The organism is Promicromonospora sp. NPDC050880 (assembly GCF_044456525.1).
GTDB lineage: Bacteria > Actinomycetota > Actinomycetes > Actinomycetales > Cellulomonadaceae > Promicromonospora.
Genome location: NZ_JBITFV010000010.1, coordinates 1 through 11,890, shown reverse-complemented (window position 1 = coordinate 11,890; position 11,890 = coordinate 1). Strand labels below are relative to the sequence as shown.

The following is an 11,890-nucleotide window of genomic DNA, read 5'->3' as shown; positions in this document are numbered from 1 at the left end:
CAGATCATGACCCCCACCAGGAGATCCGCCGCCGCCTGGGCGGCGGCGGCCTGTGCGACGAGCCTGCTCGCGGCGGGCGTCGCGGTCGTACCGGCAGCGACAGCCGCGACCGACCCCGGCATCCTGCTCGTCGACCCCGTGCCCACCGAGGTGCTCGCCTCGGCCGGCGACCTCGCCGACCTGGGCACCGCCGTCGACGCACACCTGGCCGGCGACACCGTGTTCGTCGAGGTCAGCACCCCGCAGGGGCGCCGCGTCTACTGGCGACCGGTCGACGACGACACGGTCGCGTGGTCGGGCACCTGGGGCAACCGCACCCTGACCGGAAACCTGCTGGCCGCCGAGAACGACGCCCTCCTGCTCGACGTCGGCAGCACCCGCGTGCTGGCCTGGTCGCGCGACGGCGGCGGCAGCCGCACCCTGCCGGACGACGCCGTGCTCGGCCAGGGCGCGCAGTACGTGGCCTTCACCGGCGAGGGCTACTACGGCAGCCCCGGTCCGGTCACGCAGCTCGTGACCGGTGGTGACCAGATCCCCGTCAAGCCGGCGAACCCGTCGGACGGCTCGCTTCCCGACATCACCAGCGGCTTCGCCATCGCCGGCAGCACGTTGTACGGGGTGGACGTCTTCGAGTGGCCGGCAGCCTCGGCCTGGGACGCCGCCACCGGGAACCCGTGGCCGGCCGTCGGCGGCGACCCGTGCGACCAGCCACGCGACCTGGACGACCTCCGGATCGAGGACGCCCACGGCCGCTTCGCGCTCGCCAGCTGCCAGGACGGCGTCGTCGGGCTCACGGGAGACAGCGCCGAGGTGTACCGCGACGTCATGCTCGCCGTCCCGATGGAACGCACCACCACGCACCCGCAGCTCGGCGACGGCGTCGTGGTCGGCGTCTCTACCACGCGCGGCGACCTGCTCGCCGCGCCGACCCTGGGCGGCGCGCCCGGCACCCTCGGCGAGGCCACGGCCTTCGACCTGAACGACGCCGGCACCAACGTCGTCCTCGTGGACGACACCGGGGACGTACGAATCGCCCGCGACCTGACACCGTGGTCGTCAACGCCCGCAACGGAGATCGTGGACCACGCGGCACCGTCCGTGCAGGTCTTTCCCACGCCTCTCGAGCCCGCCACGCCGGAGACCGGCAGGTACGAGACCTACGTGCAGGCCCGCGACGTGGCGACTCCGCCGTTCGAAGAGTCGGGCGTCGCGGAGACCGAGACCGACCTGCGCGCCCGCATCAAACTTGCAGGCGAGACGGACTTCGGCGACCCGATGCCCGTGCCCGAGGGCGAGCCGGTCGAGTACCCGGTGGGCGCGACGGTCTGCTGGGAGGGCCGGGCGGTGGACAACGCCGGCAACGACAGCGGCTGGCAGGGCGAGAAGTGCGAGGTCGTACCCGACGTCACCAACCAGCTGGTTGCCGAGCCACTGCCCCCGGCGACGGACGCGAATCAGGGCAGGATCTTCTTCTACTACAAGGGCATGGACGATCTGTACTTCGCCGAGTCCGACGTGCGATACCGCGTCTACCCGCGAGGTGAGACGCCACCGGACTGGACCCTCGTGGAGGGCAACGGTGGCGGCTGGAGCCGCCTTTACGGCGCCGATGTGCCGAACGGCAGCTTCGTCTGTTTCCAGGCGCGCGGATACGACCTGAACGGAACCGCCGGGGACTGGACGCCCGAGGAGTGCACGTTCTCCGACGCATCCGAGCCCCGGATCAGGAGCCTGGCCTACCCCCGGTGGACCAAGCCCAGCCAGACCCGCGTGGTCGACGGCGTGCGCACCGCGGACCCGGTGTTCACCTGGGCCTTCTATGAGAACTTCGGCATCGAGGGCTACCTGGTACAGCGCAACCTGTCCCGCACCGAGGTCGGTGCTGAGCGGCCGTTCTGGACGACGAGCACCTCGTACACCCGCCCCCTGACCGAAGCCGGCCAGCACTGCTTCCGGGTCCGGGCCAAGGACCTGGCCGGGCACCTGAGTGCCTGGTCGGGCTGGCGGTGCTCCACCATGCCGGTCAGCTCGGCGAAGCTCGACGGTATGTCGTTCGGCCCGTACCACCACCGGGTCTGGCCCGGTACCGGCGACCTCGTCACCACCCGCGGCTACAGCGGCGTCGCGATCTACGCGAAGGTGACCACCGGTCCGCGGTTCGGCAGCATGAAGGTCTACATGGGGTCGCGGTTCCTCGGCACCGTGAACGCGCACGCGGCCGAGGCGGGCAGCAAGTGGGTCTGGCTGAGCCCCGGCGAAAAGCTGGACGGCAAGGTGCGATTCGTGGCGAACGCGGGCGACTTCGTGGACCTGCGAGAGTTCTACATCGCCCGCTGAGGCGCCGCACTGATACCGCGCCGAGGTCTCGGCTCGCGATGCTCGGGCCCGGAGCCGGCTCCCCGCTGGCACGGGCCCGAATTGCGGGCGCGTGCCAGCGGTGCGGGCCAAAGGTCCCATCTGGGCAGGGCTGCCGCCCCTGTTACGCCCCGGTCCCGCACCGCGAAGGTGGTGCCGGAGCCGAACTCGTTCGGCTCGCACGGAAACGGGAGGGCACCCGGTCCGATCTTGTTCAGCCGTCCGTTCTGCGGTGCCAGCCCCAAGGAGGGCAATCAACGCAACCAAAGGAACGGATCGATCATGAAACTCACCCGAAGACCGGCCGCCGCCTGGGCAGCCGGGATCTGTGCCGCGGGGCTTCTCGCAGCCGGTGCAGCTGCCACGCCAGCAGCCGTTGCCACGACCGCCTCCGACCCGAGCCTCCTCAGGGTGGAACAGGTACCCACCCAGGTGCTCGCCTCGTCCGAGGAGCTCGCCGGCCTCGGCAGGGTCGTCGACGCGCACGTGGCCGGCGACAACCTGTTCGTCGAGGTCATCAACCTCGCCGTGGGCCGTCGCGGGTACTGGCGACCGCTCGACGGCAGCGGCGACTGGTCGAGCTGGTGGGGCGATCGCTTCCTGAAGGGGGACCTGCTGGCGTCGGAGCACGACGTGCTGCTGCTCGACGTCGGCACCACTGACGTGCTCGCCTGGTCCCGCGACGGCGGCGGCTACCGCACCGTGCCGGAAGGCACCGTGCTGGGCCGCGGCGCACAGCGCGTGGCGTACCTCGCCGAGGGCAACTGGGGACTCGAGCCGGTCACGCAGCAGGTGACGGGCGGTGGGCAGAAGCTGCTTCAGCCCGGCGGCGGAGGAGACGGGACACCTCCCAAGATCGAGAACGGGTTCGCGATCACCGACAGCTCGCTGTACGCAGTCGACGACTCCGAGTTCCTGTGGTTTCCGCTCGTCCAGCAATGGAACGCCACAACCGGCTCCACCACCCCGATCGACGGTGACCCGTGCGGCGCCGTTCCCGGTGCGTCAGACCCGCGCGTCGAGGACGCTCGCGGCCGCTTCGCACTCGCTTCCTGCACGGACGGCGTCGTCGGTCTCACTGCGGACAGCGCGGGCGTGTACGACGACGTCACGCTCGCCGTCCGCATGAAGCGAACCGACACGCCGCCACAGCTGGGCAAGGGATTCGCGCTCGGGATCTCCACCGTCAGCGGCGAGCTGCTCGCCGCGCCGTACCTGGGCGGCACGCCAGGGACGCTCGGCCGGGCCACCGCCTTCGACCTGGACGACACCGGTACGGCTGTCGTCTTTGTGGACAACGTCGGGGACGTACGGATCGCCCGAGACCTCACGTCATGGTCATCCATCCCGGCAACAGAGATAGCTGTCGACGAGGCGCCGCCGGAAACGAGGTCCGTCTGGGCTGCCGGAGTCGTGCCCCTCGCTCCCGGCACCGCACGGTTCACGACGTTCGTCGGCGGCATCGACTACGGCACGCCGCCGTTCCTGCCGTCGGGCGTCGCGGAGGAGGAGCTCCGGTACCGAGTCCGCCAGGCCGGCGAGTCGCAGTTCGGCGACTGGATGCCGGCCCCTCCGGACGAGGTGGCGGAGTACCCCGCGCCGTCGCGCATCTGCTGGCAGGGCCGCATCACGGACAGGGCCGGAAACGCGAGTGCCTGGTACGACGGGGACTGCAAGGACACGGTCGGCACCACCAACCAGGTGGTGGCCCATTCGGTGCCGGCCGTCGTCCAAGCGGACGACGACGGCAAGACGACCATCGAGTACCGCTACCTCGGCGCGAGTGGCGAAACGCTGATCAGGTCCGACGTACGCTACCGCTGGTTCGTGCCGGGCGAGGCGCCTCCCGACTGGACGGTCAAGCAGGCTTCGGCCGACTTCGAAGTCGTCTTCCGGCTGCAGGACGTCCCCACCGGACACAACGTCTGCTTCCAGGCCCGCGGCTACGACGACGACGATTCGGTCTCGGAGTGGATGGCGGAGCGCTGCACGTACACGGACGGTGAGGCACCGCAGGTCACTGGTACGACGTACCCGCGGTGGATCAAGCCGAGCCAGACCCGCGTGGTCGACGGCGTGCGGACCGCGGAGCCGCAGTTCACCTGGACCGCCGAGGATGACTTCGGCATCGACGGCTACTCCGTGCAGCGCAGCCTGACCCGCAGTGCGACCGGCGCGGAGGAGCCGGTCTGGACCTCCGCCACCTCGTACACCCGCCCGCTGACGGAGGCAGGCCAGCACTGCCTGCGGGTGCGGGCCAAGGACCTGGCCCGTCGCTGGAGCAGCTGGTTGGGCTGGCAGTCCGATCACTGGGGCAGCTGGTCGGGCTGGCGCTGCTCCACCATGCCCGTGAGCGCCGACAAGCTCGACGGCCAGTCGTTCGGCCCCTACCTCCACCGCATCTGGCCCGGCAACGGCGACCTGATCACCACCCGCGGATACAGCGGCGTCGCGATCTACGCCAAGGTCAACACCGGACCCCGCTACGGAAGCATGAAAGTCTACATGGGATCGCGGTTCCTCGGCACGGTCAACGCTCACGCGACCGAGACCGGCAGCAAATGGGTCTGGCTCAGCCCCGGCGGCACCCTCGACGGCAAGGTCCGCTTCGTTGCCGACCCGGGCGACTTCGTCGACCTCCGCGAGTTCTACATCTCCCGCTAGAACCCACTCGGACCCGGCACCGGCTCCCCCGGTGCCGGGTCCGAGCCGTCACCGCAGCAGCTCCTCCGGCCCGGCGCCCCGCAGGGACGCGTCCAGCACCAGCACCATGTGCGCCGTCGGGATCTCCCTCCCCTGCCGCCGCAGCGCGTCGGTGATCTGCAGCAGGCAGCCGGGGTTGGACGTGACCAGCAGCTCGGCCCCGGTCGCCGCCACGTTCGCGGCCTTCCGGTCCCCCAGCTCCCGCGCAGGCTCGGGGTTGGTGAGGTTGTAGATTCCGGCCGACCCGCAGCACATGTCGCCCTCGGCGATCTCCTTGACCACCAGCCCCGGGATCGTCGCGAGCACTGCCCGTGGCTGGACCTTGACGCCCTGCGCGTGCCGCAGGTGGCACGCGTCGTGGTAGGCCACGGTCATCGGCAGCGGATGCCTGGGCGCGACGGGCTCCAGCTCCGCCAGCACCTCCGAGATGTCGCGGGTCTTCGCCGCGAACGACGCCGCCCGCTCCGCGTACTCGGGGTCGTCCGCCAGCAGGTCCGCGTAGTCCTTCATCGTCGACCCGCACCCGGCCGAGTTGGCCACTATCCGTTCCACGCCCGCGTCCGCGAACGTGTCGATGAGCGCCCGCGCGTAGTCGAGCCCCTCGGCCTCCCGCCCCGCGTGCACGGACAGCGCGCCGCAGCATCCCTGGTCGGGCGGCACGACGACATCGCATCCTTCCGCCGCCAGCACCCGCGCCGTCGCCGCGTTGACGCCCGGATAGAACTCGCGCTGCACGCAGCCCAGCAGCAGCCCCACGGTCAGCCGCTTCGTCCCGGCGGCAGGCACCAGGGCCGGCACCGGGACGCGCGGTCCCACGGGCGGGGCGATCGCCTCCATCGTCGCCAGGGTCGGCGAGACCCGCTCCAGCACCGGACGCACCACGCGCGACAGACCGGACCGCTGGTACGCCGCCAGCAGGGGCAGCACCCGACGCAGCCGCTCCGGCCGCGGGAACAGGGCGAAGATCGCCGACCGCAGCAGCCGCTGACCGAGCGTGCGGTGCTCCGCACCGCGCCGTTCGACCTGCTGCCGTGTCGCCTCCACCAGCTTGTCGTACTGCACGCCCGACGGGCACGCCGTCACACAGGCCATGCACCCGAGGCAGGCATCGACGTGCTGCACCAGCGCCGGCGACATCGGCTCCCCCTCCAGCCCCTCCTTCATGAGGTAGATCCGGCCGCGCGGGGAGTCCATCTCCTCGCCCCAGAGCGAGTACGTGGGACAGGCGGGCAGGCAGAACCCGCAGTGCACGCAGTCGTCCACGAGCTCGCGTCGCGGCGGGTGGTGCGCGTCGAACGCCCCCGACCCGTCGAACGAGCCCAGCAGGTCCGGCTTGGCCTCGGTCATCAGATGCCTCCCACGAATCGGCCGGGTGCGAGGTTCCGCCCGGGGTCGAGCTGCCGTTTGACGGCACGCATCAGGTCGAGCCCGCCCACCGGGCCCCACACGTCCATCGCGGCCCGCACCTCGTGCGACGCGCGCAGCACGGTCACGGTCCCTTCCCGCGGCGTGGCCGCAGCTCCCCGGAGGTGCCCGACGGCGGACGCGGTCGCCTCGGGTGTACCCGTGACCGCCCCGTACAGCACCCCCGCGGCGGTCCCGCGCAGCGCGGCGCCCACCCCGTACCGCTGCTCGGCGTCGCGCGCCGCCGCGAGCAGGCCGGCCACCCCGGTGAGCGTGGCGGTCGCCTTGACGAGCGTCCGGGGCTCCGCTCCCTCCGGGACCGACGGGAGCACACCGCTGCCGCCCGGCAGTGCCGCCCACCACTCGGGTGGCACCTCCTGGATCTGTCCGCCCACCAGCTCCGCCGCGGCGGCGGCCCGCTGCCCGACGGCGGTCTCCGCCCCCTCCAGCAGCACCGCCACGGTCGCGACGTCGCTCCCGGCAGGCCGGTCGATCTCGACCGCGGCGGGTGCGAGCTGGGACGCGACGACCGCCCGGGCCCGTGCCGCGACGTCGGCCAGCGGTCCGGAGGCGACCACGTACGCCCGCTCCGGCCGAGCCGGATGCAGCCGGAACGCGGCCCGCACGACGACACCGAGCGTGCCGTACGCACCCGTCAGGAGCTTGGCGAGGTCGTACCCGGCCACGTTCTTGACCACCTTGCCGCCGGAGGAGGCGACCGTGCCGTCGGCGAGCACCACGGTGGCCCCCAGCACAAGGTCGCGGATCCCGCCGCGCTGCAGGCGCCGCGGCCCCGACATCCCCGTCGACAGGGCACCGCCCACCGTCGACCCACCCGCGAGCCGGTCGGGCGGGAGGTCCACCACGAGCTCCTGCGCCGCACGACCGACGTGGTCCAGGAGCGCCGCCACCGGCAGCCCGGTCTCGGCCACGACCACCAGGTCACCCGCCTCGTGCTCGACGAGCCGGTCCAGGCCCGTGGTGTCGAGGATCAGGTCGGCACGCTCGGGCGGCGCTCCCCAGTCGAGCGCCGTCGCTCCCCCGCGCGCCACGGTGGCCAGCCCCTGCACGGTCGCCTCGCGCAGCACGGCGGCCACCCCCTCCGCCGACGCCGGCCGCGCCACCGCCGACGCCGCCACCCCGTCGACGGCGTCGCCCGGCCCCGCCTCCCGGACCTCGCCGCCGTGCGGGCGCACCGCGGCCTCGAGCCGCTCCAGGTCGGCCATCAGAAGAGCTCCGCCGCGCCCGACTCCACGAGCGGATGCGTGCCACGACGCCGCCCGGGCTGCTCACCGCACAGCCGCGGCGTGGGGAACACCTTGCCGGGGTTGGCGATGCCCTCCGGGTCGAACGCGCAGCGCACGGCCTGCATGGTGTCCAGGTCGGCGGGCGTGAACATGCGCGGCATGTGCTTGGCCTTGTCGGCGCCCACGCCGTGCTCGCCCGTGATGGAACCGCCGTGCTCCAGGCACAGGTCGAGGATGCCGCCGGCCACCGCCTCGGCGCGCTCCACGGCGCCCTCGACCGCGCCGTCGAACAGCACGAGCGGGTGCAGGTTGCCGTCGCCGGCGTGGAAGACGTTGGCGACCCGCACCCCGGCACTGTCGCCCAGCTCGGCGATCCGCCGGAGCACCTGCGGCAGGGCGGTGCGCGGGATCACGCCGTCCTGCACGATGTAGTCGGGGCTGATCCGCCCGACCGCCGCGAACGCGGACTTGCGGCCCTTCCAGATCAGGGCGCGCTCGGCGTCGTCGGCCGCGACCCGCACCTCGAACGCGCCGGCCGCCTCGCACAGCCGCACCACGTCGTCGAACTCCCCGGCGACGTCCGGCGCGGCACCGTCCAGCTCCACGACGAGCACCGCGCCGGCGCCTTCGGGATAGCCGCAGTGCACGGCCTTCTCGGCGGCCTCGATCGAGAGGGCGTCCATCATCTCGATGGCGGCGGGGATCACGCCGGCCGCGATGATCGCGGAGGTGGCGGCCCCGGCGTCGTCCATGGTGCGGAAGGCGGCCAGGAGCGTGCGCACCTCCTGCGGCAGCCGGGTCAGCCGCACCGTCACGGCGGTGACGACGCCGAGCGTGCCCTCGCTGCCGACCACGGCACCGAGCAGGTCGTACCCGGGCGGGTCGAGCGCCTTGCCGCCGATCTCGACCTGCTCGCCTGCGGGGGTCACCAGGTCCACGCCCGTGACATGGTTGGTCGTGAAGCCGTACTTGAGGCAGTGCGCACCGCCCGAGTTCTCGGCGACGTTCCCGCCGATGGAGCACACCGTCTGACTGGACGGGTCGGGCGCGAAGTAGTACCCGTCAGGACTGGTCGCGGCGGTGAGCTGCAGGTTGATGACCCCGGGTTCGACCACGGCACGCTGGTTGACGACGTCGGCCTCCCGCACCTCCCGCATCTGGGACAGCACCACCAGCACCCCGTCGGGGTGCGGCAGGGCACCGCCCGACAGACCCGTGCCGGAACCACGCGCGACGAACGGCACGCCGTGCCGCGCACAGACCCGTACCGTCGCAGCCACGTCGTCCGCGCTGCGTGCGAGCACCACCACGCCCGGCACCACGCGGTAGGCCGCCAGCCCGTCGGACTCGTAGGTCCGGCGGCGCTGCCGGTCGGTGATCACCCGGCCCTCGCCGAGCTCGGCCGACAGCTCGGCGACGACGCCGGCCAGCCCGCTGGAAGTGCTAGATCCCATCCGGCAACCTCCTCGTTGCACGCGGTACTCCGTTGAGTGCGGGATCTTCGCCCTCGAAACCGCGTCTCGAGGGCGAAGATCCCGCACTCGACGGGAAGGGTCAGGGCATGCGGTCGTATGCCGGCAGGGTGAGGAAGTCCGCGTAGTCGTCCGCCACCGCCACCTCCAGGAACGTCTGCTTCGCCTCCTCGTAGTCTGCCGCGTCACCCGGCAGCTTGGCGATCTCCTCCTCGACGATCTGGTCGATCAGCTCGTGCGTGACCCGGTGGCCGGTGTCGGCGAGGGTCACGTCGTTGTGCAGCCACTGCCACACCTGCGACCGGGAGATCTCCGCCGTGGCGGCGTCCTCCATGAGGTTGAAGATGGCGACGGCGCCGAGCCCGCCGAGCCACGCCTTGAGGTACTGGATGCCCACGGAGATGTTGTTGCGCAGGCCGGCCTCGGTGACGTCGCCGGGCGTGGCAGCGACGTCGAGCAGCTGCGCCGCGGTGACCTGCACGTCTTCGCGGGTGCGGTCGATCTGGTTCGGGTTGTCACCCAGCACCGAGGTGAAGACCTCCGTGCAGAGGTCCACCATGCCGGGGTGCGCCACCCAGGAACCGTCGAACCCGTCGTTCGCCTCGCGCGTCTTGTCGTCGCGCACCTTGGCGAACGCGGCGGCGTTGACCTCCTCGTCGCGGCTCGGGATGAACGCGGCCATCCCACCGATCGCGTGCGCGCCCCGGGTATGGCACGTCTTGACCAGCAGCTCGGTGTAGGCGCGCATGAACGGCACCGTCATGGTGACGGCGTTCCGGTCCGGCAGCATGAACTCCTTGCCGCGCGTCCGGAACGACTTGATCACCGAGAACATGAAGTCCCAGCGCCCGGCGTTCAGGCCCGAGCTGTGCTCCCGCAGCTCGTAGAGGATCTCCTCCATCTCGAACGCGGCAGGGTAGGTCTCGATGAGCACCGTGGCGCGGATGGTGCCCTGCGGGATGCCGAGATAGTCCTGGGCCAGCACGAACGCGTCGTTCCAGAGACGCGCCTCCAGGTGCGACTCCATCTTGGGCAGGTAGAAGTACGGCCCCTGCCCCTTCTCGATCTGCCGGAGCCCCGCCGTGGCGAGGTACAGCGCGAAGTCCACCAGGCTGCCCGAGGCCGGCCTGCCGTCGACCAGGACGTGCTTCTCCGGCAGGTGCCAGCCACGGGGACGGACGATGATCGTCGCCAGCTCCGCGTCGGGCTTGAGCGCGTAGTGCTTGCCGTTGTCGCCCGTGAAGTCGATGGTCCGGTTGATCGCGTCGAGCAGGTTGAGCTGTCCGCCCACGACCGCGCTCCACTGCGGGGTGTTGGCGTCCTCGTGGTCCGCGAGCCACGCCTTCGCACCGGAGTTCAGCGCATTGATGGTCATCTTGCGGTCGGTGGGGCCGGTGATCTCGCAGCGCCGGTCCTCGATGCCCGGCGCGGGCGGGGCCACGCGCCACGTGGGGTCCTCGCGGACGTGCCGTGTCTCGGGCAGGAAGTCGAGCGTGCCCCCGGCCGCGAGGTGCTCGACCCGCCGGCGTCGTGCCTCCAGCAGCTCGAGCCGCCGGTCGTCGAGCGCGCGGTGCAGCGCAGCGACCAGTCCGAGTGCCTGCGGGGTCAGCACCTCCTCGGCACGCGGTGCGATGTCAGCGGTGAGGGTCAGGCCGTCCGGAGTGTCCACTGTCAGTCCCTTGGTCGAGCGCCTGTGCGTCGAATCCCGCGCCGCATCTTCCACGATACGGAATCCGAATACTTCCTAGTGGAAACCCTAAGCGCCGCGGTCCCCGGGGTCAACGCATCGCTCAGCTCCCGGACAGCTCGCGCGCCACATCCTGGGCAACGTCCCGCAGCAGCGGCACCGCCCGCTCGCCGAACTCGAACGACACCCGTGCCGACGGCCCCGACACGGACAGCGCCGTCGGCACGGGCACGCCGGGCACGACCACGGCAAAGCACCGCACGCCCACCTCCTGCTCCCCGTCGTCGACGGCGTAGCCGCGGTCGCGGATCTCGCCCATCGCGGCAAGCAACGCGTCGACGTCGGTGATCGTCCGGTCGGTCGCAGGCTCCAGACCGGCGCGGACCGCGATGCCCCGGACCACGTCGTCCGACAGCTCACCCAGGAGCGCCTTGCCGACGCCGGTGCTGTGCAGGTGCACGCGCCGCCCCACCTCGGTGAACATCCGCATCGAGTGCGACGACGCCGCCTGCGCCACGTAGACGGCCATCTCACCGTCGAGCATCGCGAGGTTCGCGGTCTCCCCCAGCTCCCGGGCGAGCCGCGCCAGATGACGCCGCGCCCCGGCGCCGAGCTGACGACCGGCCGCCTCCCCCAGGCCCATGGCCCGCGCACCGAGCGCGTACCGGCGGGACGGCAGACGACGCGCGTAACCACGGGACACGAGGGTGCGCATCAGCCGGTGGATCGTCGGCAGCGGCAGACCGGACCGCTCCGAGAGCTCGCTCAGGCCGGCGTCGTCGCCGAGCTCCGCCAGGATCTCCAGCAGGTCGAGCGCTCGCTCGACCGACTGCACGCCAGCCTCTGCCATGTCGTCCTCCCCGCCGAACCGGCGGCCGGCAGGCCGCCGGAACCAGCATTCCACACGACGGAAGACGAAGATGTGCCCTGTTCGGGGCATAGAAATGCGTCAGGGGATGAACCGCTCCCGGCCACCCCCAGCAGGGGCGGTCCGGGGGTTCATCCCCTGACGCTGAATGGTT

7 protein-coding genes are annotated in these 11,890 nt (G+C 71.9%); 2 read left to right on the top strand and 5 right to left on the bottom strand.

Features of this window, described 5'->3' with window-relative positions:
* Positions 1-6 precede the first annotated feature (6 nt).
* Positions 7-2,337, top strand: a complete 2,331-nt coding sequence (locus ACIBBF_RS16410; protein ID WP_397415221.1) for a hypothetical protein — start codon at positions 7-9, stop codon at positions 2,335-2,337.
* A gap of 171 nt (positions 2,338-2,508) precedes the next feature.
* Positions 2,509-5,019, top strand: coding sequence for a hypothetical protein (locus tag ACIBBF_RS16405; protein ID WP_397415220.1), 2,511 nt, complete (start codon positions 2,509-2,511; stop codon positions 5,017-5,019).
* Positions 5,020-5,067: 48 nt separating this feature from the next.
* On the opposite strand, the gene glcF is transcribed toward ACIBBF_RS16405, so the two are convergent.
* The 5 genes from glcF to ACIBBF_RS16380 form a co-directional block, all read right to left on the bottom strand.
* The gene (glcF, locus tag ACIBBF_RS16400) at positions 5,068-6,405 is read right to left on the bottom strand and encodes a glycolate oxidase subunit GlcF (protein ID WP_397415219.1); all 1,338 of its coding nucleotides are present in this window, start codon (positions 6,403-6,405) and stop codon (positions 5,068-5,070) included.
* The gene (locus ACIBBF_RS16395) at positions 6,405-7,688 is read right to left on the bottom strand and encodes an FAD-binding oxidoreductase (protein ID WP_397415216.1); all 1,284 of its coding nucleotides are present in this window, start codon (positions 7,686-7,688) and stop codon (positions 6,405-6,407) included. Before ACIBBF_RS16395 ends, glcF begins: the two co-directional genes overlap by 1 nt.
* Positions 7,688-9,163: an FAD-linked oxidase C-terminal domain-containing protein gene (locus tag ACIBBF_RS16390; RefSeq protein ID WP_397415214.1), complete on the bottom strand. Its 1,476-nt coding sequence runs from the start codon at positions 9,161-9,163 to the stop codon at positions 7,688-7,690. Before ACIBBF_RS16390 ends, ACIBBF_RS16395 begins: the two co-directional genes overlap by 1 nt.
* Positions 9,164-9,263: 100 nt before the next feature.
* Positions 9,264-10,850 carry a malate synthase A gene (gene aceB, locus ACIBBF_RS16385; RefSeq protein WP_397415212.1) on the bottom strand — a complete coding sequence of 529 codons (1,587 nt, stop codon included), beginning with the start codon at positions 10,848-10,850 and terminating at the stop codon, positions 9,264-9,266.
* Positions 10,851-10,971: 121 nt separating this feature from the next.
* Entirely contained in the window at positions 10,972-11,718 is a 747-nt protein-coding gene (locus ACIBBF_RS16380; protein WP_397415209.1) for an IclR family transcriptional regulator, read from the bottom strand.
* Positions 11,719-11,890 lie beyond the last annotated feature (172 nt).

Excerpts from the sequence above, each read along its gene's own strand:
- glcF (WP_397415219.1), bottom strand. The coding sequence starts at position 6,405 with ATGACCGAGGCCAAGCCGGACCTGCTGGGCTCGTTCGACGGGTCGGGG.
- ACIBBF_RS16390 (WP_397415214.1), bottom strand. The coding sequence starts at position 9,163 with ATGGGATCTAGCACTTCCAGCGGGCTGGCCGGCGTCGTCGCCGAGCTG.
- ACIBBF_RS16395 (WP_397415216.1), bottom strand. The coding sequence starts at position 7,688 with ATGGCCGACCTGGAGCGGCTCGAGGCCGCGGTGCGCCCGCACGGCGGC.
- ACIBBF_RS16410 (WP_397415221.1), top strand. The coding sequence starts at position 7 with ATGACCCCCACCAGGAGATCCGCCGCCGCCTGGGCGGCGGCGGCCTGT.
- ACIBBF_RS16380 (WP_397415209.1), bottom strand. The coding sequence starts at position 11,718 with ATGGCAGAGGCTGGCGTGCAGTCGGTCGAGCGAGCGCTCGACCTGCTG.